The sequence below is a fragment of the Litorilituus sediminis genome, from assembly GCF_004295665.1.
GTDB classification, from domain to species: domain Bacteria; phylum Pseudomonadota; class Gammaproteobacteria; order Enterobacterales; family Alteromonadaceae; genus Colwellia; species Colwellia sediminis.
Genome location: NZ_CP034759.1, coordinates 1,273,254 through 1,299,333 on the forward strand (window position 1 = coordinate 1,273,254; position 26,080 = coordinate 1,299,333).

Genomic DNA, 26,080 nt, shown 5'->3' on the forward strand with positions numbered 1-26,080 from the left:
CTGAAAAGTTACGCTTTCTCATTTGCTTATCTCTGTGCTCTTCATCTAAAATAACGACAATTTTAATTAAAGCATTCAAAAGGTTTTTTTATGGCACAGCCACTTCCGGATAAATTCATCATGTCGATGAACCGCGTGAGTAAAGTCGTTCCTCCAAAGCGCACTATTCTCAAAGATATTTCACTTTCATTCTTCCCTGGCGCCAAAATTGGCGTATTAGGTTTAAATGGCTCAGGTAAATCAACTTTACTTCGTATCATGGCAGGCGTAGACAAAGACTTCGAAGGTGAAGCTAAAGCACTTGCTGGTACAAACATAGGTTATTTACCACAAGAGCCAGAGCTAGATGAAAGTAAAACCGTTCGTGAAGTAGTAGAAGAAGCAGTAGCAACGGTGAAAAATGCATTAACACGCTTAGATGAAGTTTATGCAGCCTATGCAGAAGAAGATGCTGATTTTGACGCCTTAGCAAAAGAGCAAGGCGAATTAGAAGATATCATCAATGCACAAGATGGTCATAACATTGACAATGTTTTAGAGCGTGCTGCTGATGCACTTCGTCTTCCACCTTGGGAGCAACCTGTTAAAGTACTAAGTGGTGGTGAGCGTCGCCGCGTTGCCCTTTGTCGTTTATTGCTACAAAAGCCAGACATGTTATTACTAGACGAACCAACCAACCACTTAGATGCTGAATCTGTGGCTTGGTTAGAGCGTTTCTTACATGATTACTCAGGTACTGTTGTCGCTATTACCCACGATAGATACTTCCTTGATAATGTAGCGGGTTGGATTCTAGAGCTTGATAGAGGCCATGGTATTCCTTGGGAAGGTAATTACTCTTCTTGGCTTGAACAAAAAGATGCGCGTTTAGAGCAAGAAAGCAAAAGTGAAAGTGCGCTACAAAAAACCATCAAACAAGAGCTAGAGTGGGTACGCTCTAACCCTAAAGCACGTCAATCGAAAAACAAAGCTCGTATGGCACGTTTTGAAGAGCTAAATAGCCAAGAGCACCAAAAACGTAACGAAACTAACGAGCTGTACATTCCACCTGGGCCACGCTTAGGTGACAAAGTACTTGATGTGACTAATCTTACCAAGTCATTTGGCGATAGAGTATTAATCGACAACTTAAGCTTTAGCATTCCTAAAGGGGCTATTGTTGGTATTATCGGCGCAAATGGTGCAGGTAAATCAACCCTATTTAAAATGATGTCAGGTGCTGAGCAGCCAGACTCTGGTGAAGTAGTACTAGGCGAAACAGTTAAATTAGCCAGCGTTGATCAATTCCGCGATGATATGAATGATAGCAACACGGTTTATCAAGAAATCTCGCAAGGTAACGATATACTGCAAATTGGTAATTTTGAAATTCCTAGTAGAGCATATGTGAGCCGCTTTAACTTTAAAGGCACAGATCAACAAAAAATCATTGGTGAATTATCGGGTGGTGAAAGAAACCGTGTCCATTTAGCAAAACTTGTGCAAACTGGCGGTAACTTATTATTGCTGGATGAGCCAACCAATGACTTAGATGTTGAAACACTACGTGCCCTTGAAGAAGCACTGTTAGAGTTCCCAGGCTGTGCTATGGTGATTTCGCATGACCGTTGGTTCTTAGATAGAATTGCAACTCATATCATTGATTATAGAGACGAAGGCCAAGTGAACTTCTTTGAAGGTAACTTCACAGACTATGAAGAATGGCTAAAGAAAACCTTAGGTGCAGCGGCTATTGAGCCACATCGCATCAAATATAAAAAGATAGGTTAACCCATTTAACGGCAATTCTTTGATTTAAATAAAAGGCAGCTAAAATAGTAATTTAAGTTGCCTTTTTCACTTTTACTTTTCCATAAAACGCAGCTATGCTAAGAATACAGTCATCGTAACGCGCTTATTTCAATGGAAAATAGACGACAATTTACCCGCATATTATTTTCAATCAAAGCTGAACTCGAAATAGAAGAGGTTTGCTACCCGGTATCTATACATGATATTTCCTTAAATGGCGCACTAGTTACCGCGGTAAATAGTGAATCATCACTAAAAGGAAAGCTAGGTACGCTAAACTTTCACCTTTCTGACGGCTTATCAGAAGTGACCATGCATATTGCCGTTGTGCACGAGCACGATGATGAAACTGGCTTGCAATGTAACGCCATTGATATTGATAGCGTTACCCACTTAAGACGATTAGTTGAACTCAACTTAGGTGATAGCGACCAACTCAATAAAGAGCTTAGCCAGCTTTCACGCTTAAACTGATTATTATTGCCAAGTCAGTAATTTTATTAACAGCCATTTAAGGACGTATTATGAATTATCTTGTTATTTCATGCATTGGCCCCGACCAAACAGGTCTAGTTGACACCTTGTCAAAAGTGATTAACCAACATAATGGTAATTGGCAAGTCAGTAGTCTGCATCACTTATCCGGCTATTTTGCAGGCGTTATCGAAGTGGCTGTAACCGAAGAGCAAACCCAGTCATTAGCCGAAGCAATTAAAGCGATTAATGGCTTAAGTTGTCAAATTGAAGTGGCTGAGCCTAACCTTCCGCCAGTTGAGAGTAATTTAGTATTAGAGCTTACCGCCAATGATCGAGCTGGCATAGTGCAAGATGTATCGTCGGTTATTCATCAGCAAGGTGGTAACTTAGTCAAACTTGTCAGCTCGCAAGACAGCGCAGCACACTCTGGGCAAGTAATGTTTAAAGCCAAAGTACAAATTGCCATTGCAGATGGTCATACCGATGCTTTAATAGAGTCTTTAGAGCAGCTTGCCGATGATTTGATGGTTGATATTTCTCGCTAGCATCAAGTAAGTTAAGTTTATTCGCTTAAACTTTTTCAAATACCAACACACAAAAAAGCCGCAATATAATATATTGCGGCTTTTTGTATGTTGATAACTTAGTGACTAATTAAAGTGTTAAACCAAGCTTTTTAAATTCTTTTTCAACAACATTTGCTGGTAATGGAATGTAGCCATCTTTTTCAACAATCTTTTGACCAGACTTAGATAAGATCATTTTTAAGAACTCTGCTTCCATTGGCGCTAATGGCTTATTTGGATGCTTATTAACATAGATGTATAAGTATCTTGAAAGAGGATACTTACCAGAAACAGCATTCTCCATTGTCGCTTCTACATAATTCTCACCTTTTTTCGCTAAAGGCAGTGCACGTACGCCAGAAGTTCTATAACCAATACCTGAGTAACCAATACCATTTAATGAGGCAGATACTGACTGAACTACTGATGCTGAGCCTGGCTGCTCATTAACATTGTTTTTAAAGTCACCTTTACAAAGTGCTTTCTTTTTAAAGTAACCATAAGTACCTGATACAGAGTTACGACCGTATAACTGAATATCTTTACCTGTCCAAGCGCCCGTTAACGCTAAGTCACCCCAGCGATCGATATCTTTGGCAGCACCACACTTACGGTTGCTTGAGAAAATAGCGTCAACTTCTGAAATCTTTAAGCCTTTTAGCGGGTTATCTTTGTGTACGAAAACAGCTAATGCGTCTATCGCTACACGAACACGTGTTGGCTTATAACCATAACGCTTTTGAAACGCTTCAATTTCACGCGACTTCATTTTACGACTCATAGGGCCTAAGTTAGAAGTTGCTTCAGTTAAAGCTGGTGGCGCAGTTGAAGAGCCAGCCGCTTGAATCTGAACGTTAACATTTGGGTAAGTACGCTTAAAATCTTCAGCCCAAAAAGTCATCATGTTTGCTAAGGTATCAGAGCCAACTGAAGAAACATTGCCAGATATGCCACTTACTTTCTTATATACTGGTAAATTTTCATCTAATGCCAATGTTGAGAAGCTAACTAAACTTGCTAAACCAACGGTAGCGAGCGCTTTCTTTAAACTCATAATAATCTCCAAATTGAGTTTGATTTTTTTAAAGTATGACAACTATACAAAGCTTATGTGACACTTATATTTAATTTATATGATACTAATGTGACAACTATGATTGGGTAGGTGTGATCAGGGTACTGGCATCAAAGTAGATAGAGAACTCACTTCCCTGCCCCCAATGACTACTAATAACGAGTTCAGCTTGGTGGTGATGTAGAACATGCTTAACAATAGCTAAGCCTAAACCTGAGCCGCCAGTATCACGAGATCGCGATCTATCGATACGATAAAAGCGCTCTGTTAAACGATTTAAATGCTCAGGCTTAATACCATCACCATTATCTTTAACGGCAAAACGCATCTTATCGCCCTCTTGTTGCCAACTCACTTCAATTAAGCCTTGCGCAGGTGTATAGGCAATAGCATTAGAAAGTAAATTGGCACAGGCGCTTTTAAGCTCAGTTTCGAAACCTAATACACCAAGATCACTTGCTATATTCAGTTTTATTTGATGTTGTTTATTTTGGTTCAGCCAAGTCGCATCTTCCACAAGGTGCTTGATCATTTGTGGCATATCAACAGGCTGCTTATCATCATCGCTGTTATTTTCAACTTTAGACAGGTTTAATAGTTGCTCTACTAATCTGTCCATACGTGACACCTGCCCCTCTATAGTTGAGAAGGCTTTTTTCCAGTGCGGGTCAAGCGCATGCTCTGTTGCTTGAATCATTTCTACATAACCACGCACTACTGTTAGCGGTGTTTTTAATTCATGAGATACATTAGCAACAAAGTCACGACGCATTTCTTCAAGGCGATGTACATTAGAGATATCACGAGCCAATAGCAGAACATCTTCTGCGCCATAAGCCATAATGCGTATCTCTAATTGAATTTCAGCATTAACCGGTGATAACAATAAGCAAGGCGATTCAAAATTTTCATGAGCAAGATACTCAGCAAATTCAGGCGCCCTGATAAGGTTATCAATACGCTGGCCAATATCGTCAGGCCAACGTATGCCTAACAAGCGCTGTGCCTTCTTATTTGCCCAGCCAATAGTTAACTCTTGTGATAGCATTAAAGCTGCATCAGGTAAAGCTTCAGCCCCATCTCGAAACCGACGAATTTTTTCATTTTGCTGTTTTTGCTTGGTACGGTGACGCTTATTTTGACGATATAAGCCGTCATATATTTGTCCCCATGCCCCCTCAGCCTGAGGTGGTGATAAAGTTTTACTTTGCCATAGCCAGTTAGCCAGTTTAAATAAGTGATGATAGTGCCAGCATAATAAGGTAAAGCTGGTAATTAATAAGGCAAGTAAGGTGTAGCCGAACAAGAATCCTAAAAAACCACTTATGGCGAAAATAACAGCTAATCTAGCGAGTACATCACGAAGAGAAAGACGAAAGTGCATAGTTTATTTTTTCAATTTCCCTGAAAAGCGGTAACCAGAGCCGCGAACTGTTTGAACAAAATCTTCATGACCTGCACCTGAGATGGCTTTACGTAAGCGTCTGATATGAACATCTACCGTTCTATCTTCAACATAAACATTAGTACCCCAAACATTATCAAGTAATTGTTCACGTGAATAAACTCGTTCTGTATGGGTCATAAAAAAGTGTAGCAATCTAAATTCTGTTGGCCCTAAATCAATGGCTTCATCGTTAATAGATACGCGATGAGCTACGGGATCTAATTTTAAACCATGAAATTCAACTTCTTCTTCAAGAGATGTTGGCGATACTCGACGAATAACGGCTTTAATGCGAGCTATAAGCTCTTTGGGAGAAAATGGTTTAGTGACATAGTCATCAACGCCGGCTTCAAAGCCAGCAACTTTATCATCTTCATCAGCTCGTGCTGTTAACATGATAATAGGGATATTACGTGTGTATTCATTTTGCTTTAAGCTTTTGGCTAATTTTACACCAGTGCCACCAGGTAGCATCCAATCTAGTACGATTAGATCGGGATACGGCTCCGTCACTTTCGATTGTGCTTGGTCAATATCTGCCGCTTCTACTGTATTAAAACCATTTTGCTCTAATACAAAGGTGATCATTTCCCTGATCGGGGTTTCGTCTTCAACAACTAAAATTTGTCTGCTCATACAAACATCCTGCAAAACAATTAACGAGCTACACAGATCTTAAAGATCATTTCATACTCAAAATAAGGTGGTAGTATTGTGCAAAAGTTAAATGACACTTTTATGACAAAAGAAAAATTATCCGTATCATTAACTAGTCTCTAGCAATAAACAAGAAAAAAGTCGCTACTGCGACTTCAGATTACTGACAAACCCCGTCATTCTGTTCGGGGTTTGTCTTTTATGAGCAGCCGTAGGCTGCGATCTCGATATTTTTCTAGCCACGTCTTTTCTATTTTATTTGGTTTTTCTGGACTTGTTTGGGGCTTATCTTCCCTATTTGGCGTGTTAATGTCTCGAATTGAGCTTTTAAAGGGCTATCCTTTTTAGATTGCCATTATTTGGGGAATATTTGATAGCGTCATTGCTATCTTCTTCATATTTTGTGCTGCCGCAGCCATATATGCTTGCATTTGAACATTATGCTTACCTCGGTATCTTGCATACCTGTGACCATGGTGTTGCTTTGCATCAGCAAAACTTCTTTCAACGGTTTCGCATCGTCGTTTGTAAAGGTATTTACCAAGGCTTGTTAAGCGAAATTCATTAGCCCGATCTTGACTCGCAGCCATTACGTGGCGTGTTATCACTTTCTTATGACTTTTACTCTTAGTGCAATCTTTTAATTGAGGGCAATTAACGCATACCTTGGGGTCAGAATGATATTCTCGGTAACCCTCTCGACTGGTGGTCGAGTAGATTAACGTTTGCTCTTGCGGGCAGGTATACGTATCTGCTTTCTCGTCGTATTTGAAGTGCTTTTTCTTAATGGCATTCTTCGTTCGTGAAGGACGACGGTAACCAAACACCCCTTGGATGTTACGTTGTTCCAGATTAAAACAGACGGGCGCTGTGAAGTAGCCTGCATCAATACCAACAAATTCAGGGGATAGTGCAAAGCGATTTTCAATGGCATCAAGGCGAGCAATGTATGGTTGAGAATCGTGGACATTACCTGGCGTAATATGCGTATCTACAATAATGTTATAGTCGTTATCTACGGTTCTGTGGTCTAGGTAGAAAAAACCTTTTGGCTTTTCATCTCGGTGCATATAACCGCTATCACTATCGGTTTTACTTACCTTATTCCGCTTTATCTCACAATAGCCTTTATCCTTGAGTGGCTTTTTTCCAGCCGCTTTACGGTCTGCCTCCACAGCTTTGTTGATTTGCTTAATATAGGCACTGGTTGAGACGGGTTTGAGCTTGTTGGTGAACTTTCGTTTATTGGCGTTTGCTTTTAAGTGTGTGCTGTCGGTGAATAAGGCTTTGCCCCCAACTAGACCATGTTTAATGGCTTGTTGGACGATGTGATTAAATATACGTTCAAATACATCTGTGCCATTGAAACGACGAATACGATTTTGACTAAGTGTTGAGGCATCGATAACTTTCTCGGTAAGCCCCATGCGGAGAAACCATCGATACGCGACATTTACTTCGATGTCTTTGATGATTTGGCGCTCACTTTTAATACCAAATAAGTACCCAAGTAGCATAATTTTAAATAGCTGGACTGGCTCCACCGGAGGACGACCATTATCAGTGCAATATAAGTCTTTGACTTCATCTCGAATAAACTCAAAGTCAATATACTTATCGAGTTTACGAACTAGATGGTTGGCTGGAACTAACTGGTCTAGCGTGACCATTTCGAGTTCATGTTGTTGCGGGGAAGGTTCTCTTAACATGGTTAATTTTTGTAATTTTCCATGTTTTTATTAGATCAAAGTCCTAGACTACTGTCTAGGACTTTATCATCAGTCTGAAGTCGCTACTGCGACTTTTTTCTTTAATTATGAAAGAGCTAATTAAAAATTATACTGAATACCAGCCGCTAAATAGTCTTGATCATTAACAGTATCTAAATCAAAGCTAGTGTAAAAAGCGTATAACTTGGTGCTTTTTGCCAGCTTATAATCGACACCAGCTGTCATACCGCTACGATTGTCACCATCTTTATGATCGGCTCCTTGGTACTGGCCTTTAAAGGTAAACTTATCTAAGCTATATTTTGCCGATACCATAAAGCCATCCATTTCTTCACCTGTATCGATATCTTCTTGGTTTTGTAGCATTAGTGCTAACGTAACACCTGAAAACTTACCTGCTACCGTAGCACGTATAGTATCAAAATAACCTGATACAGCGCCGTCCCTAGACTTACCTTTCACTTCTGAGTCATACGCTACTGAAGCATATACATTTGATTTTTTAAGTTTTTTATCACCATAAAAAGCAGCAACTGATAACGCATCTTGACCGTCAACCTCATCTTCTGCCACATAAGTCAAACCTAGTTGCAAACCATGGTATTTAGGTGTCTTATAGCTAACGGTATTGCTAAGACGATTTTCACCAACCCATAAGTGCTTGATATCACCATTAAGATCACTAAAAACATCTGCTTTACCTTGCGACTGCTTAAGCATGCTATCGTTCTTACCAAATAACACTTCACCAAAAACACCTTTTAAACCGATATATTGATTACGCTGCTTGAAGGTATCGCCATCACCATCAATATCGATTTCAAACTCCGCCTTAAAAACAACTTCTAAGTCTTCAGTTAATGCATGATTGCCTTTAAAGCCAATACGAGAAGCATTACTCTTAATTTCAGAATAATTACCTTCACCATCATCAGAAGATTGAACCGAGACATCTGCACGCCCATAAATATCAACATTTGCTGCCATAACTGGAGCATGAATAACAGGTAGCATTGCAACGAGTAGTGCTTGTTTAGAAAATTTCATATTGTTAGACCCTAACATTTAATCAAAATGACCGTTTAATTACTTTAATGTGATAATTTTATGTCTTCTTTGTTACACAAATATGACAGCAAGACAAAAATTTGCCAAAAATTAGATCTTTCATACAAAAAGCACAAATGTTTTGTCGCCATGTGCAATATTTGAAAATTTTAGTCTAAAATTACAGTGTTTGCTTAATAAGCACTTAATAATCAATAAAATTCATGTTATTGATATGGAAAACTAGCTAGAATCGAAAATATAGAGATAAAGGCAATAAAGAAACTTCTATGAAAATAACCAGCATTTCGAGAAAACTGCTAACAAGAGTGCTTTCCGTATACTTTATTTTGACGGTAAGTGTGACGGGCATTCAGATAATTGCTGAATATTTTAATACCAAAAGCCATATCAACAGTGAATTACTCACCCTACAAAAAACCATTAGTGGTAGCTTAACGCGTGCGGTTTGGGAGCTAAACACCCAGCAAGCAATCGATATTTCTGAAGGCCTTATTGCCATACCTATGATTAAAGGGATCACGGTAAGCGATGAAGCTAACAATATTATTACCCAGCTAGGGGAAGTGATATCAGATCATACAACGGAAGAAGGCCAAGATGTTAGCATCAGCACAGATCACCAAAGTATTAACTCATTAAGCGAAGGTTTATTTGGTCACTCATTTCCGCTTATCTTCGAATTTTCCGGTAGAACCACAACAGTGGGTACAGTCACCCTACTTTCAAGTAATGATGTTATCTTTAGTAGAATAGAGGTTGGCATCTATTTCCTTATTGGTAATGCCGTGGTGAAAACAGCCTTTTTAGTATTTTTATTCTTGCTTGCCTTTAATAAGCTGCTAACAGAGCCTTTGAATGAGTTAACAGAGCAAATCAAACAAGTTGATCTTAACGATCCTGAAGCATCAAAGCTTCACACCATGAACTATGAAAAAAATGAGTTAAATATTCTCGAAGATGCTTATAACAACTTAATTGATGAGCTAGTCGACTTTAAAGATAAACTAGCACTTTCACAACGGGAAACAATTTCAGCCAACGATAAACTCGATGAACAAAACTTATTGTTAGAGCAAGAAGTTGCGCGTAAAACATCCACATTAAGTAGCAATATGCTGAAAATGGAAGTGCAACAGCAAGAAATGCTAAACCAACAAAAGCAACTCGAAGAAGAGAACTTACGTAGACGAAAAACAGAAGATACTTTAGTTGCCACCAACAAAGAACTAAAAAGCTCTATTCTTGAACTAAGCAAAGCACAAGATAGGCTATTAGATGCAGAAAAAATGGCATCATTAGGGATATTAAGTGCTGAAGTATCTCATGAAATCAATACGCCAATTGGTATTAGTATCACCTCTACCAGTTACTTATCCGATATAATCGCCAAGCTCCATCAGGATATTAATGAACAAAAACTATCAAAAAAATCGATTGAAACCTTTGTAAATAATGCCGAGCAGAGTGTTGAGTTACTATTAAATAATTTAAATAGGGCATCAGAATTAATCGCAAGTTTTAAACAAGTCGCTGTTGATCAAACCAATGACAAAATCCGATTAATTAATGTTGCTAAATTCTTAGATGAAATTATTCAATCGCTGCACCCTAAACTGAAAAAAACCAACCATACCATCAAAGTACATTGTGCAGCGGATATCGAGCTCTATAGTCACCCTGGCGCTATTGCGCAAATTATTATCAACCTCATTATTAATTCTATAATCCATGGCTTTGAACATATCAATCGCGGTGAAATTATTATTGATATCGCAATGGAGCAACAACGACTGTACTTAACCTATCAAGATAACGGCCGTGGTTTAAGCGCAGAGGAGTTAGAGAAACTGTTTATGCCGTTCTACACCACTAAAGCTGAGCATGGTGGTACTGGCTTAGGCACACATATAGTGTACAACCTTGCTATAGATACATTAAATGGTGCCATCACAGCAAAAAGTCCTGAAAATAAAGGGCTGATCTATGAAATGAACTTCCCTGATATGAGATATAGCTAACCTAGTGTTCTTGCTATCACTGAAAAATTAATGAAGCGAGAAACTAATGCCTGATATTTTTTTTTCAGGTATGATAGCCAGCTAAATTTTCTTAACCTAGATGTATTCAGTCACACATATCTAGGTTGATAGCCTAGGATTTCCTCTATGTGGTTTAAAAACTTATACTTTTTCGCTTTTACCCGCCCATTCGAGTGGAGTGAGCAAGACTTAGAAAAGCACTTATCAGAACACCTTTTTACACCATGCGGCTCAACCGAATTAGCACACTTTGGCTGGGTAAACGCATTAGGAAAGCACGGCAGCACTTGTGTTCATAGTGCAAACGGTAATTTTCTTATATGCGCTAGAAAAGAAGAAAAGATTCTACCAGCCCCTGTAATCAAAGATCAGCTAGAAGAGAAAGTAAATCAACTTGAGCAGGACCAAGGTCGCGGTGCAACCAAAAAAGAAAAAGAGCAATTCAAAGAAGACATTATTTTTGAGTTATTACCAAGAGCGTTTTCTCGCATAACGGATACTCATGCCTATATATCACCTGCCAATAATATTATTGTTATTAACAGCAGCTCTCGCGGTAAAGCGGAAGATTTACTGGCACTGCTAAGAAAGGTACTGGGTACATTGCCTGTAACAAGCTTTGATCCAGACGTAGCTGCCGATGAAACCATGACAGACTGGTTAACAGAAAATAACTTAGGTGGAAATTTCCAACTAGGCATGGAAGCAGAGCTTAATGCTTTAGGTGATGATGGTGCAGTGGTTCGTGTTAAAAACCAAGATCTTCAAAGTGAAGAAATGAAAGCACACCTTGATGCGGACAAATATGTAGTAAAACTTGCACTTGAATGGGATGAGTCTTTATCTTTTATTCTTTGCGACGACTTAGCGATAAAGCGCTTAAAGTTTTATGATGTATTACAAGAACAAAATGATGATATAGACAGCGACGATATAATTGCCAAACTTGACGCTGACTTTGCCCTGATGTCGGGCGAATTAAATCGATTTATTATTGAGCTTATTGCCGAGTTTTCAATGAAAACAACTGATTACTTAACAAAAGACTAAAGCAATTAAAGTAATAAAATGAAAAAGGGACTTAGTAGTCCCTTTTTCATGATTAATACTATGCTGAACAAACATAGCGCCACTCTATTTACTGGGTAATTTGCTAATTAACTTACTAAGTAAACATGGCTTTGACATCAGCGCACATATCTTTAAATTCTTCAGATTCCATATAATCAATATCAGATAAAACGCCCTTCTTAACATAATTACTTAACAAGGCTTCTTTGGTTGACTCATTTTTAAAGACATTATGATAAATAGCGCCAGCACGAATAAAGTCTAAGTAGTGTACCTCTTCTGGTAAAACCGTTAAATCGCTCCAACTTTCCGCTAATAAAGTCAGCTCTTCAGAAAAGCCCCAAGCTCTGGTTATAGAACCACCAATTCGGCCTGATAGCTTAATTATCGCCTGTTGTAAGAATGTTGGGTTAGCAAAAACATCAGGATGGCTCTCTGCTTCCGTTAGAATAGGTAAAACACCAATATTATGTATTAACGCCGCTAATGTAATGGTATCTAAGCTTAAAGAAGTATGCTTGTGATCTTTTAGATAAGTTGACATTAAGCTAATCGCTACAGAGGCAATATCAATCGTCTTATTCCACGACTTCTTCATATACATAGCAACAATTTCATTTTGAGAAACAAATACTTGCTCAATTGCCATTGCAGTAGCAATACTTTTAATTTGTCTCAAACCTATGCGAGTCACCGCTTGGGATACGGTCTCAACCTTAACACTTCGCCCTAACAAAGCACTATTTGCTACTTTTAGCATACCTAGAGATAGTGCAGGATCTTGGGCAATAATATCACTCATTTGATTAAGGTTAATATCAGGATCATCGGCAGCAGTTCTAACTTTTAATGCAACCTCAGGTAATGTAGGAAGAACTAAGGTATCTTGCTTAATTTTTTCTACTAAAATCGTATATAAGGCATTTTCAGTCGCCATAAAGTCCACCTTTTTTTTTATTGTGCTTACTATTAAAAGTAGCACAATTAAAATTAACTAAAAGGTTTTTTGATGATTTTTCAATAAAATAGCAACATATTTTTGCAGTGAAATTACTGCGTATATTTGCTTTAAAAACGAATATTGAACAACAGCTGAAAATATCGACAAGATCATTGCTGAGCTTGTTGCTTTTCCCTATAATGCGCTGCCTAGCGAGTATTGCTATAACTAAAGAGCAATACTGAGTTTCACTAACATTGAAAAGATATTTACCATGATCAAACCTGAACTACTTTCACCAGCAGGTAGCTTAAAAAATATGCGTTATGCATTTGCTTACGGCGCAGATGCCGTTTATGCAGGTCAACCTCGTTACTCACTACGAGTGCGTAATAACGAATTTAGTTTAGAAAATATCAAAATTGGTATCGATGAAGCGCATCAACTGGGTAAGAAGTTCTATTTAGTTAATAATATTGCCCCCCATAACGGCAAGCTAAAAACCTTCTTAAAAGACATAAGCCCGGTAATCGATATGAAGCCGGATGCCCTGATTATGTCAGATCCAGGCCTGATCATGATGGTAAGAGAAAACTTTCCTGATATGGCGATTCACTTATCAGTGCAAGCCAATGCAGTAAACTGGGCTACGGTTAAGTTTTGGCACCAACAAGGGGTTGAGCGTGTCATTTTATCAAGAGAATTATCGCTTGATGAAATTGAAGATATTCGTATGCATTGCCCAGAAATGGAGCTTGAAGTCTTTGTTCATGGTGCGCTATGTATGGCTTATTCTGGCCGTTGTCTGCTTTCTGGCTATATTAATAAGCGCGATCCGAACCAAGGGACTTGCACCAACTCATGTCGTTGGAAGTATGACACCCATGAAGCAAAAGAAACCGAAACAGGTGACATTATTGCCGTAGCACCGGCCGAGCAAGAGCCGCCGCAAATATATACCCCAGAGCAAGATATCATTATTCCTGAGCAAAAACCTATTGATGACGTAGTACTACTGCAAGAGCAAGGGCGACCGGGTGAATATATGCCGGCATTCGAAGATGAGCATGGCACTTATATTATGAATTCAAAAGATTTACGCGCCGTTGAGCATGTAGAGCGCCTTGTAAAAATGGGTGTGCATTCATTAAAAATTGAAGGACGTACCAAGTCTTTCTATTACTGCGCAAGAACGGCTCAAGTATATAATCAAGCCATCTTAGATGCCATGAATAATAAAGCGTTTAATCAACAACTTAATACTGACTTAGAGCACTTAGCTCACCGTGGTTATACGGAAGGCTTTTTACAACGTCACCGCCATGGCGATACTCAAAACTATGATTACGGTTATTCAAAAAGTGATACGCAGCAGTTTGTTGGTGAAGTTACCGGTAGAAACAGTGAAACAGGTTTAGTCGAAATAGATGTAAAAAATAAGTTCTTAGTGGGCGATCAGTTAGAGCTAATGACACCACAAGGCAATATCACTTTTACATTAGAGAATATGCTTAATAGAAAAGGCGAAGCAATTACCGATGCTAAAGGCTCAGGTCATCAAGTATCAATTGAGCTAGATACCGATTTAGACTTAAAATTCGGCATTATTATGCGCTATTTAGATGAAGGCGGAACAACACGCCACCCATTCGCGCAAAACCAAGCAGATAAATAGGTAGTAAACGTGGCATTAATCATTGAAGATGCATGCATCAACTGTGATATGTGTGATCCTGAATGTCCCAATGGTGCAATCGCCCTGGGAGAGAACATTTATGAAATTGATCCTGATAAGTGCACAGAATGTGTAGGACACTATGATAAACCCACTTGTGTCAGTGTTTGCCCTATTGACTGCATTAAACCTGATGAAAATCATGTAGAAGATGAAGAAGCGCTGCTGGCTAAATTCTTCAAGATGCACGGTTAATAACAAAATACCAACAAAAAAGCAGAACTTGAAAGTTCTGCTTTTTTGTTTCAGCTAATAGAATGATTAGCGCGTAGGAAGTTTTACATTTGCCAACAGCTCATCAACTTCATGGTTGTTCTTAAGGAGCATGGCTCGTGTAACGATATCTTTGGTTAAGTGTGGTGCAAAGCGCTCAATAAAGTCATACATATAACCACGTAAGAAACTGCCTCTTCTAAAACCAATTTTAGTGGTACTACTTTTAAACAAGTGACTAGCATCAATGGCAACTAAATCACTATCAATACGCTCATCTATTGCCATAGAGGCAATAACACCGACACCAACACCTAAACGTACATAGGTTTTAATCACATCAGCATCTGTTGCTGTAAAGGCAATCTTTGGCTCTGCGCCAACAGCATTAAATGCGGCATCCAATTCTGAACGGCCAGTAAACCCAAACACATAAGTAACCAAAGAGTACTTAGCAACATCTTCAATGCTAACATGTTTCATCTTAGCTAATGGATGATCAGGACGTACGATAATGCTGCGATTCCAGTGGTAACATGGCAACATCACTAAATCGTTATAAAGATGTAATGACTCAGTGGCAATGGCAAAATCTGCCTCACCTTTTGCCGCCATATCACTAATTTGTGCCGGTGTGCCCTGTGACATCTGCAAAGAAACTTTATTGTATTTTTTCACAAAGCCCTGAATGACATCTGGTAAAGCATATCTAGCCTGTGTGTGAGTCGTTGCTATACGTAATTTACCTTCATCTGGCTGAGTATGCTCTCTGGCAACCGCTTTAATGCCTTCCACTTTAGAAAGTATTTGCGTGGCAATATTAATAACATCTTGACCCGCGGATGTAACATGGGTTAAATGCTTACCACTACGGCCAAAGATTTGAATACCTAATTCATCTTCTAGCATTCTAACTTGTTTAGAAATACCAGGTTGAGAGGTAAACAAACTTTCAGCTGTAGCTGAAACATTTAAGTTATTATTAAGTACTTCGACAATATAACGTAGTTGTTGCAATTTCATAAACAGGACTTCGCAGGACTTCTTATGCCAAAAGAATATACTTAATCGAACATTTATTCCATAATAATTTTCATTTTTCGTAAATAAAATTCAACATTCGAGCAAAAACACTGCTTATACATTTTTAAACTAAATTATAATAGATAATAAACCCACATATTTACTGGTTTCTTATACTAAATTTTTTATCGCATATTATTTACAATAAAGTTGCAACTAGCACTTTGCTAAACAAAGCATTTTTTGTAGACTGCCTATAGATAAAAAGTTAATACACTTAGCAAAGTACATCATTATGCACTTGCCTAAATCAAATAAGAGAACTTTACATGATCGCAATTATTGTTGGCCTACTCCTTGCCCTTATTATCTTTGTTGTAGTGGTTAGCTCAATTCAACAACACAAAGAAAAGCTTGAAGCAGAAAAGCGAGTAAAAGTAGCCAAACAAAAAGCTATTATTGATGAAAGTGAAGAGCTGATCTTGAATCTGGCAAACTTGCCAAGTAACCCTACAGTTGTACAAATTCTTAACCGCAGAAGTTTAAATGCGGCAAAAGCAATGCAAGAGTTAATGCCTGACGTAAAAGGAATTAAAAACCGCGTACAAGAATTAACATCTCGCTTAAAAGCAGCCGAAGACCTTGCCGCTAACAACCCACCACAAGATGAAAAGTTTACCTTGCCTGATAATGAGCAACAGCTTGTAGCCATATTGCAATGTATAAAAAAATTACGAGTCACACTCAAGTCAGAGCAAAGTAAGGGAGCTTTAGATGCACAAACCTTTACTCACGAAGATAACCGTTTAGGCGCTATGCAGTTAAAAATTAATATAGAAAGCTTAGTTAAGCGTGGCACACAAGCATACAATAAAGAAATGTTGGGCTCTGCGCGCCAGTATTTTGAAAAAGCACTGCAAACACTAGCCAATAGCCCAGTAAAAACTGACTATATCGCCACAAGACAAGCAGAAATAAAAGAGCAACTTGAAGAAATCACCAACGCCCTGAAAAATACGAATGCCAAAGATGCTGCGAAAAAGGCCAAAAGTGAAGAAGACGAATTGGATATGCTGTTTCAACCAAAAAAGAAATGGTAGTAACAATACGCTATTCCCGATTAAAGCCAGCCATCGCTTAACACCGATCAGTTAAGAAAATTATTATGATCGGTTGAACGATCTTTACAATCTGTCAAAATCCAGTGATCACAAGTCACTGGATTTTTTTATGCTTTCAAATTGGTTACTCGATACAGACACTTTTGCTGCTCCCGAAGATTTATCTGTTTTCCAAAAACATTTGCCAATGGAATGGATAGAGAAGGTACTCGTTGAAACGGATAAAGCCAGTATGAGAAGGCGCAAACTACCAGCTGAGCTTGTTGTCTGGCTCATCGTGGGAATAGGCCTTTATCGTAATCACCCTATTACCGAGGTTGTTGATAAACTTGACCTAATACTGTCAGATAAACTGGGTGAAACACTTGCTCCCAGTGCAATCCCGCAAGCACGAAAGCGCTTAAGTGACACTCCATTAGCTGAACTATTTAAATTGACGGCGACACATTGGTCACAACAACAAGATGGGGATGATACTTGGTGTGGGCTATCACTTTTTTCAGTGGATGGCACACAGCTTCGTTGTGCAGACACGCCAGAAACTGCAAGCGAGTTTGGGTATATCAAGCACCGCCAAGATAAACACCTTGAATATCCAGTAGTACGATTATGTGCATTAATGTCATTGCGTAGTCGCCTAATAAAAGATGTCGCATTTGGCTCAAGCCGAGTTGGCGAGGTTAATTATGCGAAACAGTTAATTTCATCAGCATCAGCAAATTCACTCACTATTTTTGATAGGTGCTACCTAAGCGCAGAGCTCATGATTAATTGGCAACAGCATAACCAAGAGCAGCACTGGTTAACCCCCATAAAAAGTAATACCAAATACCGTGTCATTGAACAGTACAGTGAACATGATTTTCTCATTGAAATGTCAGTATCAAATCATGCCAGAAAACAAGACCCGAGTTTACCTGAAGTTTGGCAAGCTCGCCTCGTTACTTACCCAGAAAACAAACAAAGTAATCATATTAAAGGGCTCCTGAGCTCTTTAACTGACATTAATAAATACAAAGCAGAAGATATTCTGGCAGTGTACTTCGAGCGTTGGGAGATAGAAAATGGCTATGGGGAGTTAAAGCAATTTCAGCTTGATAATGCAATATTGCTTAGAAGCCAAACAGTTCAGGGCATAAAGCAAGAAATATGGGGATTATTAATTGCGTATAACCTAATTAGAGCCGAGATAAGCCAAATAGCGACAGAAGCACAAGTCTCTCCGTTACGCATAAGCTTTGTGATGGCAATGCGATTTATCCAAGATGAGTTTATGTGGTGTGCAATAGCCTCACCAGGTAGTATTCCTAAAAAGTTGAGGGCGATGCGGGAAAACGTAAAACAATTTATATTGCCAGAGAAACGAAAACGGCCCAAAGCCCGGACCGTTCGTATTTCTAAAACCCGCTACCCTGTCAAATCAAAACATGCTTAATTGACATGTGTTAAGCCATCGCTGGCTTTTTTGTGTATGATAGCAATAGTTTTAGTAAATATGCTCGTTTGAGATTTTAAGTGCAATCTATTAACTCCATAACCTTACCTTCCTTTTTACGTAGAACAATGAAGGCATACGCATTAAAAGCAATAATACGTGCCCAAGGTTGTGAGCTTCAACGCATTGGCAAATCAAGAAATTGGCAATTAAAAGCTAACTTCTCACAAATTCAAGCTATTATTCATGAAATTGAATGCCAAGATGAAGCTAGCTGGCTTTGGCTGGCAAAGCTACTTAAACAGCAATATCAGGACCTAAGCCACGAGTCACTTATCCAACTGGCTCACAGGATGCAAAATGTCACGGTTGCAAGTTTAATGGCACAAACCGACTGCACCATAGCACAGGCAAGAAAAGTACTCGATGAGCTCGAAGGGCTAGATTAAACAATTAAGATGAGCCGCAATAAAAAAGGTGGCAAGTGCCACCTTTACAATTCAACTATAGCTAGAGTTATTTTTTAGCTTTTGCAGGAGCCTTCTTCTTAACAGCTTTCTTTTTCGGCTGCTCTTCAACCCACTTGCCGTCAATATATTTTGCAGTCCAACCTGTTGCCTTACCGTCAACCTCAGTCATAACATACTGCTCTTTACTTTTACGACTAAAGCGGACAATAGCTAAATTACCCTCTGCATCTTGCTCCGGCGCATCAGCTAAGTAATGAAATTTACTGGAAATTCTATCTCTAAAGCGTTTCAACTCAGCAACTTTCGGCGCTCTGGTCTCTCTTGAGCGTGGGAAAGTACTGGCCGCTAAAAAGATACCAGCCGCCCCATCTCTTAAAACAAAATGCGCATCAGACTTCTCACAGGCAAGTTCTGGTAACTGCACCGGATCTTCTTTCGGCGGCGCTGCTTCACCATTTGCCAGCAACTTACGAGTATTTTTACATTCCTCATTAGTGCAGTCGAAGTACTTACCAAAACGACCAGATTTCAGCTCCATATCTGACTGACAGCGATCACATTCTAAAACTGGGCCATCATAACCCTTAATTTTAAAAGTGCCCTGCTCAACTTCGATACCATCACAAACAGGGTTATTACCGCACACATGAAGCTTGCGCGTTTCATCTATTAAATAGCTATCCATCGCAGTATTACATTTACCACAACGATGCATTGCACGTAACGCTTCAGTTTCCTGATCTTCTGCCAGCACGCTAACCGCTTCTTCACCTGGCGTTAAATTCATTGTCGTAGTACAACGCTCTTTTGGTGGTAAGGCATAACCAGAACAACCTAAGAATACACCTGTAGATGCTGTTCTAATACCCATTTTACGACCACAACTTGGGCAATCAATATCGGTTAATACTGGGCTATTGGTTGGCATGCCACCATCATTGGACTCTTTATTAGCCAGCTCTAAATTCTTACTGAAGTTTTTATAGAACTCATCCAGTACATCTTTCCAATTAACTTCACCATCAGCAATCGCATCCAGCTCTTGTTCCATATTGGCAGTAAAATCATAGCTCATTAAGTTTTCAAAACTAATTGATAAGCTATCAGTGACAATTTCACCCATTTTTTCAGCATAAAAGCGCTTTTTATCAAGACGAACATAACCCCTGTCTTGAATTGTAGAAATAATAGAAGCGTAGGTTGACGGTCTACCAATCGAGCGTTTTTCTAGCTCCTTAACTAATGACGCTTCACCAAAACGAGCTGGTGGCTTAGTAAAGTGCTGACTAGGCTCTAACTTATCTAAGGTTAGTTTCTCACCTACGGCTAAATCTGGCAGGTGCGTATCATCACCTTTTGCTAATTGTGGGTGAACTTTAGTCCAACCATCAAACTGCATGACTCGCCCTTTCGCTTTTAGCTCAAAGTCTTGTGCGGTAATAGTTAATGTACTTACTGTGTATCGAGCTGCGGTCATTTGACAGGCAACAAATTGACGCCAAATCAGTTCGTACAACTTTTTAGCATCAGCATCAACGCCTTCAAGTAAAGCTGCTTCTAATTTTACATTTGATGGACGAATGGCCTCATGCGCCTCTTGTGCACCCGCTTTAGAACCATAAACCTTTGCTTTTTCAGGTAAGTAGTTATCACCAAAATTATCACTAATATAATCACGACACATTTGTACCGCATCTTTACTTAAATTAGTTGAGTCGGTACGCATATAGGTAATATGACCGGCTTCATATAAACGCTGCGCCAAGCCCATGGTACGCTTTACGCCATACCCTAATTTTGTACTTGCCGCTTGCTGTAATGTAGAGGTAATAAATGGCGCTGACGGCGTACTTTTAGACGGTCTATCTTCACGCTTACTTACTTGATAATTCGCTTTTGCTAATTTTTCTAGCGCTTTATTGGTATCCGCTTCATTACTTGGTTTAAAAGCACTACCATTTTCATGGGTTACAGCCAGCGCTAATGCTTCACCATCACTTGTATGTGTGTCAGCATGCACTTCCCAGAACTCTTGCGGATCAAAAGCTTTGATTTCTCGCTCACGCTCAACAACCAATTTAACCGCTACAGATTGTACTCGACCTGCTGATAAACCTCGCGCTACTTTTTTCCATAGCAGTGGGCTTACCATAAAGCCAACAACTCTATCTAAAAAGCGTCTTGCTTGTTGCGCGTTCACGCCCGGCATGCTTAATTCGCCCGGAGTCGAAAACGCCTGTTGAATTGAACTTTCTGTTATTTCATTAAATACGACGCGGCGAAACTTTTCATCTTCGCCACCAATAATTTCTTTTAAATGCCAAGCAATCGCCTCTCCCTCGCGATCCAAATCGGTTGCGAGATAGACAGTATCTGCTTTATCAGCCAGTTTCTTTAACTCAGTAACAACTTTTTCTTTGCCTGGTAATATTTGATAGTCTGCCTGCCAATCCTTTTCTGGGTTAATGCCCATACGATTAACTAAAGCTTGTTTATCACGCTTAGCTTTGTATTTAGCCTTGGCTTCCGGCGTCATTTTACGAACTTCTGCTGGAGACTTACTGGCTACTTTTTTGCCAGTACTGCTATGTGGTAAGTCACGTACATGACCAACACTCGACTTAACAATAAAGTCTTTTCCTAAGTATTTGTTAATTGTCTTCGCTTTAGCTGGCGACTCGACAATAACCAGTGATTTTGCCATAAATGTTAATAATCCTACGAAAAGGCGAAATTTTTTTTGCTTTTTTATTCATCAATGCAATTTTTCTAGCACAGTGCGAGCAAGCTAGCAGTGCAAGCGAAGAATTTAAAAAAAGCCTCTAAATGTTTATCTAATCAATGCATAACTATTTATAGGTATATCTATAAATATGCATGCTGACAAGTAATTATTTCAATACCTGTTGTCTGGCATTCACCTGTATACCGCTTTTAGCTATAATAGCCATAGTCAAATTTCTGCGGCAATCATAATAGACTTTAACAAAAAAAATAAGGGAATTTTTTAATTATCCCGTTAAAAACCCTGAAACAGCTCAACAAATAGCATATAAATTCGAATATGAAAGGTATCTATTGATAGTTGTGCTTCAACGTTTGCCGCACCATTACAACAACCCGATAAAAGAGGCGAGAGTTTTATATGAATAGCCAGTCACGGTCACTAACGACATCGTTTAAAGATAAACTAGAAAATTGCTTATGCCCTCCTGGTAATGGCGTATTTACGGTAAATACAGCAAAAGAGCGTAAAGAGCAATTACATCAAGCAATCTTTGGCCAAGCTACCGATGTTGATACATTATGGAAAAACACCTTAAATCAACTTCCTGAGGCGTCTAATGCGGTAATTTTAGGTATAGCCTCTGATTGTGGCGGTGGTATTTTACGTGGTGCCAACTGGGGGCCGTTATTTTTACGCTCTACTTTAATTGAAAACTATAGCGAGCTAAAAGCTTTTGATATGGGTGATGTAAGAGTGATCCCTCACCTTTTAGCAGATAAATACTTAAACGAAGCAACAATTGCCAATTGCCGTAAAGCATTATACCAAGATGAAAACAGTAACTACTGCATCAGCCCGTTAAGCATTACCGAAGATGTATTACACGACTTCTACGCAGAATTCCCTGAGAAAGGTATTTTTGGTATTGGCGGCGACCACAGTATTAGCTACCCATTAACTAAAGCTTATTTACAAGCGAAAAAGAAACAAGGTAAACGCGCGGCGATTATCCATTTTGATGCCCATACCGATTTATTGGTTGAGCGCTTAGGTATCGATTTATGCTTTGGCTCATGGTGTACCCACATTTTAGATGATTTACATGAACACCATCATTTAATTCAAGTGGGTATTCGTTCTAGTGGTAAGCCAAAAAGTCACTGGGAGGACACTTTTGGTGTCAAACAGCACTGGGCTAATGAAGTAAAAGAGCAAGGCGTAGAAAAAACCATAGAGAATATCTTTGCCCAACTTGATGGTGAAAATATTGATGAGCTTTACGTTAGCTTTGACATTGACGCTATTGATGACAGCTACGCCAGCGCCACAGGAACTCCAGAACCAGACGGTTTAATGCCAGAAGAGGCAATGGCAATCTTAAAAGCTTTAGCAGCAAAATACCCTATTACCGGTGCTGACATGATGGAAATCGCCCCTTTTACTGATAGCTCAGGTCGCGGTAATGAAGCAAGGGATAAGACTTTATCTGTTGGTGCTGAAATTTCTGCGTTTTTACTTGAAGAAATGGCGAAGAATTAAAGGTTTAGTAACTATCATATGACAGTTATTAAAATTTAGTTAACATAGCTTAATAAAAAGGCTCAATATGCATAACGCCATTCGTTTAAGAACGAACGGCGTTTTATATATTCGGTGCTTTAATTAGCACAAAATATGGATAAGATTCACACTTTATTTTTGTCTATAACTCTTTAAAAAATTCAGACATATAAACAGGCTACACTTTCAATGTCGCCTATTATGCCCTCCAGAAGATCGTTCAATTAACTTAAACGATCTTCATTATCCATGAGCAGTATCCTATTTTCTAGAAAAATCCATTTTAGTTAGGGTTTCTGCAATCATCAGCACGACCAAATGGGCCATGACCGCCAATAAAACTTGCTGGCGGGTTATCTTCATTGGTTATATCTTCTGAATGTACAGGCAAAGTAAACAATACATTAGCGGAGCTTTCAGTTCCACCTACTTTAGCTGTTACTATCAAGTCAATATTAGCCCAAGTAGCAAAAACTTCTGCATAAATTATATCAAACAGGACTCTACCTGTACTATCCGTTACAAACTCATGGGTAAAAACCCCTGCATTTTGATCAGTAACATTTACAATATTACCAGGGGTTAGATTACCATCGCCATTAAAATCCTCGGTCCAATCTTCACCTTTGTCTATGCGACCATTTACAATTGCGCCTGGCAGACCAACAAGGCCATCTTCATTATCACAAATAGCGGTATACTCTGGCGCATAGTGATCAAACTCTCCTTCATCTAATACTTTTACCCAATACCCCTTATAATAGTTTTTCGGAATTGCAGATACTGTCAAAGATACACCTGATACAGGGTTTGAGTTAATGTCAGTAACAGAAATAGAGTACTGCTTATTATAAGTCGTCAAGTCTACTTGCTCAATTGAGTTACCAGTACCCAAAGCGATAAATAACTCTCTTTCTGCCACCGTGATATAGGCAGTATCTGTTACTTCTGGCGTATCTTTTACTGTCGCAATAATCTCTACACCATCCTTTGCAGATATATTATTTGAGGTATAAACAGTTGAAGCATTACCATTACTATCAGTTACCGCACTAGCAGGGAAAATAGAACCGCCACTTACATCGGTCAAGAAAAAGTCCACGGTTTTGTTTTTAACTAAATTGCCAGCAGCATCTCGAACAACAACAGATACAGTAGAAGTTTGACCATTAGGGCCAATTGAACTAGGTGATGTTTGTGCGATCAATGTCGCTGCATTATCTGCCACAAACTCAAACTCTAGCTGGTTGTTTAGCTCTATTGCTTTGCCATTTACGCTATCGGTACCAGTAAAAGTAACGAGTGCTTTACCGGCATTGTTTGAGGTTATAGTGGCTGTCACCTTACCGTCTACCGTTTTTGCACTTGATGAAGATAAGGAACCGCGTGTAGAAGTAAAGCCAACATCAGTGCCATCTTCAACAGGAAGCCCGTCTCTTAACCAAGTCAAAGTTATAGAAGCTGTTTTTGACAATAAAACGTCAGGTACTTCTACTACAGTTGGATCAACATTATTCGAGCCATCGCCAAATTCTGTGAATAAGAATGAATCAGCTTGAACACTTACACCCTGAGTAACTTCCGCTCCCAAAGCTGAAGCCACAATAGTATTAGTACCACCACTAGTACCGATCACTACAATTCTAGCTTGTCCGGTAAAGTCTGTTTGTACTGATTCGGGCAGTGTGATGTTTGCAACATCTCCTGTTGGACTTTCTGTTGACTCATTTGTTAGAGAAAGTGATACTGTTGTATCTGAAATTGGTTTGCCGTCTGAGTCTAACACATTAATAATAAATGTATTTTCATCATTAATAGCTAACGAGCTAGACCCTGTTAATGTGACTGTTGTGCCTACAACTTGCACGGTTACAGTATCAGATATTGAACCACTAGCTACTGTAGCTGTAATTAAACGGTTTTCAGGCTCACCAACTGTAGTTAAGATCTTAAATGCCCGCCCCTCAGCGTTAGTAACATTTGAGCTTTCACCATTACTGTCGACAAAATTCCCTAGTGATGCTTTCGCATTTGCAGAGAAAACAACTGGAACACCTTCAATCAAATTATTATTAGCATCTTTAGCTATTACTGTTAATGTTATTTCATCAGCATCACTGGAGGCTAATTGTGGGCTACTTGTTAACAGCTTAAGTGTTGCAACATTTGGTGTTCCACCATCATTACCATCACCTAAACTATTAAAAGTAGTAGTTGCTAGAGCATTTCCATCAATGCTTGCTGTAATTAAGCCTGCGCCTGCTTGACTTGCGGCAGTAATACTAATGGTAGCAATACCTTCTGCATCAGTACTTGCTGTACCAGCTGAAGGAATAAATGATGCTAACTCTGTATTATCTATAGTAAATGTGATCAGCTGATCAGGCACGGGAACATCATTTAAACGAATGCTAAATGTCAACACAGATGGGTTTGCAGCTGAAACTTCTGGATTCGATATTGTTAAAGATACTGCCAACTCATTAGGGCCTTCACCACCACCTAAGCTCGTTAAGCCGATGCTAACAGGGTCAACATCTTCAACCGTTGCAGTAACACTAAGGCCACCTGTAATAGTGGTTGCTTTAACAACAATAGTAGCCACACCACTTGCATTAGTTACAGCAGTACCCGATTCTGGCGTAAATGAAGCCAAGCTATCATCTGATAAAGTAAAGGTAACTAATTTATTCGCTAAAGCAGAATCTCCTTCCGTTACCGTTGCGGTGATAGTTACATCATTTGTCCCCGATAAATCGCCATCAGATTTAGATAAAGTAATAACGATAGCATCTGGCTCTGGATCAGTTCCACCGCCACCACCTGTGAGATCGCCTCCATCTCCACCGCCACAGCCAACTAATGTCATCAATGACATCATTAGCATAGTAAAACTTAAACGTCGAAGTAACTGCATACAGCATCCCTATT

General features: G+C 39.2%; 20 protein-coding genes. 11 read left to right on the top strand and 9 right to left on the bottom strand.

From position 1 onward, the window contains the following. Positions 1–90 precede the first annotated feature (90 nt). From ettA to EMK97_RS05770, 3 genes are all read left to right on the top strand, one after another. Positions 91–1,770: an energy-dependent translational throttle protein EttA gene (ettA, locus tag EMK97_RS05760; RefSeq protein ID WP_130600255.1), complete on the top strand. Its 1,680-nt coding sequence runs from the start codon at positions 91–93 to the stop codon at positions 1,768–1,770. Between the two features lie 132 nt (positions 1,771–1,902). Continuing rightward, complete coding sequence (locus EMK97_RS05765) at positions 1,903–2,265, top strand: PilZ domain-containing protein (protein WP_130600257.1); 363 nt, start codon at positions 1,903–1,905, stop codon at positions 2,263–2,265. Between the two features lie 50 nt (positions 2,266–2,315). Beyond that, positions 2,316–2,813: a glycine cleavage system transcriptional repressor gene (locus EMK97_RS05770; RefSeq protein ID WP_130600259.1), complete on the top strand. Its 498-nt coding sequence runs from the start codon at positions 2,316–2,318 to the stop codon at positions 2,811–2,813. Positions 2,814–2,922: 109 nt separating this feature from the next. Here EMK97_RS05770 and EMK97_RS05775 read toward each other — a convergent pair whose 3' ends face one another. The 5 genes from EMK97_RS05775 to EMK97_RS05795 all read right to left on the bottom strand — a co-directional run bounded on the left by EMK97_RS05775 (position 2,923) and on the right by EMK97_RS05795 (position 8,790). Further along, positions 2,923–3,888: a PstS family phosphate ABC transporter substrate-binding protein gene (locus EMK97_RS05775; protein WP_130600261.1), complete on the bottom strand. Its 966-nt coding sequence runs from the start codon at positions 3,886–3,888 to the stop codon at positions 2,923–2,925. 97 nt (positions 3,889–3,985) lie between these two features. Then, entirely contained in the window at positions 3,986–5,293 is a 1,308-nt protein-coding gene (phoR, locus tag EMK97_RS05780) for a phosphate regulon sensor histidine kinase PhoR (RefSeq protein ID WP_130600263.1), read from the bottom strand. A 3-nt stretch (positions 5,294–5,296) separates the two neighbouring features. Continuing rightward, positions 5,297–5,992 carry a phosphate regulon transcriptional regulator PhoB gene (gene phoB / locus EMK97_RS05785; RefSeq protein ID WP_130600265.1) on the bottom strand — a complete coding sequence of 232 codons (696 nt, stop codon included), beginning with the start codon at positions 5,990–5,992 and terminating at the stop codon, positions 5,297–5,299. 365 nt (positions 5,993–6,357) lie between these two features. Then, on the bottom strand, positions 6,358–7,722 hold the full coding sequence (locus EMK97_RS05790; RefSeq protein WP_130598330.1) for an IS1182 family transposase: 1,365 nt from the start codon (positions 7,720–7,722) through the stop codon (positions 6,358–6,360). Positions 7,723–7,842: 120 nt separating this feature from the next. Next, positions 7,843–8,790: a porin gene (locus EMK97_RS05795; protein WP_130600267.1), complete on the bottom strand. Its 948-nt coding sequence runs from the start codon at positions 8,788–8,790 to the stop codon at positions 7,843–7,845. Between the two features lie 290 nt (positions 8,791–9,080). On the opposite strand from EMK97_RS05795, the gene EMK97_RS05800 reads away from it, so the two are divergent. Beyond that, positions 9,081–10,832, top strand: a complete 1,752-nt coding sequence (locus tag EMK97_RS05800; RefSeq protein WP_130600269.1) for a sensor histidine kinase — start codon at positions 9,081–9,083, stop codon at positions 10,830–10,832. Between the two features lie 147 nt (positions 10,833–10,979). After that, the gene (gene rdgC / locus EMK97_RS05805; protein ID WP_130600271.1) at positions 10,980–11,903 is read left to right on the top strand and encodes a recombination-associated protein RdgC; all 924 of its coding nucleotides are present in this window, start codon (positions 10,980–10,982) and stop codon (positions 11,901–11,903) included. A 115-nt stretch (positions 11,904–12,018) separates the two neighbouring features. Here the strand turns inward: rdgC and EMK97_RS05810 are convergent, their stop codons facing one another. Then, positions 12,019–12,861 (bottom strand): HDOD domain-containing protein, encoded by an 843-nt coding sequence (locus EMK97_RS05810; protein WP_130600273.1) that lies wholly within the window; start codon positions 12,859–12,861, stop codon positions 12,019–12,021. Positions 12,862–13,138: 277 nt separating this feature from the next. Between EMK97_RS05810 and trhP the strand changes: the two genes are divergently transcribed. Both trhP and EMK97_RS05820 read left to right on the top strand, forming a co-directional pair. Then, positions 13,139–14,539 (top strand): prephenate-dependent tRNA uridine(34) hydroxylase TrhP, encoded by a 1,401-nt coding sequence (trhP, locus tag EMK97_RS05815; RefSeq protein ID WP_130600275.1) that lies wholly within the window; start codon positions 13,139–13,141, stop codon positions 14,537–14,539. 9 nt (positions 14,540–14,548) lie between these two features. Then, on the top strand, positions 14,549–14,794 hold the full coding sequence (locus tag EMK97_RS05820) for a YfhL family 4Fe-4S dicluster ferredoxin (RefSeq protein ID WP_130600277.1): 246 nt from the start codon (positions 14,549–14,551) through the stop codon (positions 14,792–14,794). Between the two features lie 66 nt (positions 14,795–14,860). On the opposite strand, the gene cysB is transcribed toward EMK97_RS05820, so the two are convergent. Next, the gene (gene cysB, locus EMK97_RS05825; protein WP_130600279.1) at positions 14,861–15,835 is read right to left on the bottom strand and encodes an HTH-type transcriptional regulator CysB; all 975 of its coding nucleotides are present in this window, start codon (positions 15,833–15,835) and stop codon (positions 14,861–14,863) included. Between the two features lie 329 nt (positions 15,836–16,164). Here cysB and EMK97_RS05830 point away from each other — a divergent pair, with 329 nt between their 5' ends. The 3 genes from EMK97_RS05830 to EMK97_RS05840 all read left to right on the top strand — a co-directional run bounded on the left by EMK97_RS05830 (position 16,165) and on the right by EMK97_RS05840 (position 18,840). Then, positions 16,165–16,935, top strand: coding sequence for a hypothetical protein (locus EMK97_RS05830; protein WP_130600281.1), 771 nt, complete (start codon positions 16,165–16,167; stop codon positions 16,933–16,935). A gap of 130 nt (positions 16,936–17,065) precedes the next feature. Continuing rightward, positions 17,066–18,391, top strand: a complete 1,326-nt coding sequence (locus EMK97_RS05835; RefSeq protein WP_130600283.1) for an IS4 family transposase — start codon at positions 17,066–17,068, stop codon at positions 18,389–18,391. Positions 18,392–18,471: 80 nt separating this feature from the next. Next, positions 18,472–18,840 (top strand): ribosome recycling factor family protein, encoded by a 369-nt coding sequence (locus tag EMK97_RS05840; protein WP_130600285.1) that lies wholly within the window; start codon positions 18,472–18,474, stop codon positions 18,838–18,840. Positions 18,841–18,907: 67 nt separating this feature from the next. On the opposite strand, the gene topA is transcribed toward EMK97_RS05840, so the two are convergent. Further along, on the bottom strand, positions 18,908–21,565 hold the full coding sequence (gene topA, locus EMK97_RS05845) for a type I DNA topoisomerase (protein WP_130600287.1): 2,658 nt from the start codon (positions 21,563–21,565) through the stop codon (positions 18,908–18,910). A gap of 441 nt (positions 21,566–22,006) precedes the next feature. Between topA and EMK97_RS05850 the strand changes: the two genes are divergently transcribed. Beyond that, positions 22,007–23,128 (top strand): arginase family protein, encoded by a 1,122-nt coding sequence (locus tag EMK97_RS05850; RefSeq protein WP_130600289.1) that lies wholly within the window; start codon positions 22,007–22,009, stop codon positions 23,126–23,128. A 304-nt stretch (positions 23,129–23,432) separates the two neighbouring features. On the opposite strand, the gene EMK97_RS05855 is transcribed toward EMK97_RS05850, so the two are convergent. Further along, complete coding sequence (locus tag EMK97_RS05855) at positions 23,433–26,066, bottom strand: Ig-like domain-containing protein (RefSeq protein ID WP_130600291.1); 2,634 nt, start codon at positions 26,064–26,066, stop codon at positions 23,433–23,435. Between the last annotated feature and the right edge of the window lie 14 nt (positions 26,067–26,080).

Bases quoted from the DNA above. Each gene is read 5' to 3' on its own strand.
- ettA (WP_130600255.1), top strand. From the start codon at position 91: ATGGCACAGCCACTTCCGGATAAATTCATCATGTCGATGAACCGCGTG.
- EMK97_RS05765 (WP_130600257.1), top strand. From the start codon at position 1,903: ATGGAAAATAGACGACAATTTACCCGCATATTATTTTCAATCAAAGCT.
- EMK97_RS05770 (WP_130600259.1), top strand. From the start codon at position 2,316: ATGAATTATCTTGTTATTTCATGCATTGGCCCCGACCAAACAGGTCTA.
- EMK97_RS05775 (WP_130600261.1), bottom strand. From the start codon at position 3,888: ATGAGTTTAAAGAAAGCGCTCGCTACCGTTGGTTTAGCAAGTTTAGTT.
- phoR (WP_130600263.1), bottom strand. From the start codon at position 5,293: ATGCACTTTCGTCTTTCTCTTCGTGATGTACTCGCTAGATTAGCTGTT.
- phoB (WP_130600265.1), bottom strand. From the start codon at position 5,992: ATGAGCAGACAAATTTTAGTTGTTGAAGACGAAACCCCGATCAGGGAA.
- EMK97_RS05790 (WP_130598330.1), bottom strand. From the start codon at position 7,722: ATGTTAAGAGAACCTTCCCCGCAACAACATGAACTCGAAATGGTCACG.
- EMK97_RS05795 (WP_130600267.1), bottom strand. From the start codon at position 8,790: ATGAAATTTTCTAAACAAGCACTACTCGTTGCAATGCTACCTGTTATT.
- EMK97_RS05800 (WP_130600269.1), top strand. From the start codon at position 9,081: ATGAAAATAACCAGCATTTCGAGAAAACTGCTAACAAGAGTGCTTTCC.
- rdgC (WP_130600271.1), top strand. From the start codon at position 10,980: ATGTGGTTTAAAAACTTATACTTTTTCGCTTTTACCCGCCCATTCGAG.
- EMK97_RS05810 (WP_130600273.1), bottom strand. From the start codon at position 12,861: ATGGCGACTGAAAATGCCTTATATACGATTTTAGTAGAAAAAATTAAG.
- trhP (WP_130600275.1), top strand. From the start codon at position 13,139: ATGATCAAACCTGAACTACTTTCACCAGCAGGTAGCTTAAAAAATATG.
- cysB (WP_130600279.1), bottom strand. From the start codon at position 15,835: ATGAAATTGCAACAACTACGTTATATTGTCGAAGTACTTAATAATAAC.
- EMK97_RS05830 (WP_130600281.1), top strand. From the start codon at position 16,165: ATGATCGCAATTATTGTTGGCCTACTCCTTGCCCTTATTATCTTTGTT.
- EMK97_RS05835 (WP_130600283.1), top strand. From the start codon at position 17,066: ATGCTTTCAAATTGGTTACTCGATACAGACACTTTTGCTGCTCCCGAA.
- topA (WP_130600287.1), bottom strand. From the start codon at position 21,565: ATGGCAAAATCACTGGTTATTGTCGAGTCGCCAGCTAAAGCGAAGACA.
- EMK97_RS05850 (WP_130600289.1), top strand. From the start codon at position 22,007: ATGAATAGCCAGTCACGGTCACTAACGACATCGTTTAAAGATAAACTA.
- EMK97_RS05855 (WP_130600291.1), bottom strand. From the start codon at position 26,066: ATGCAGTTACTTCGACGTTTAAGTTTTACTATGCTAATGATGTCATTG.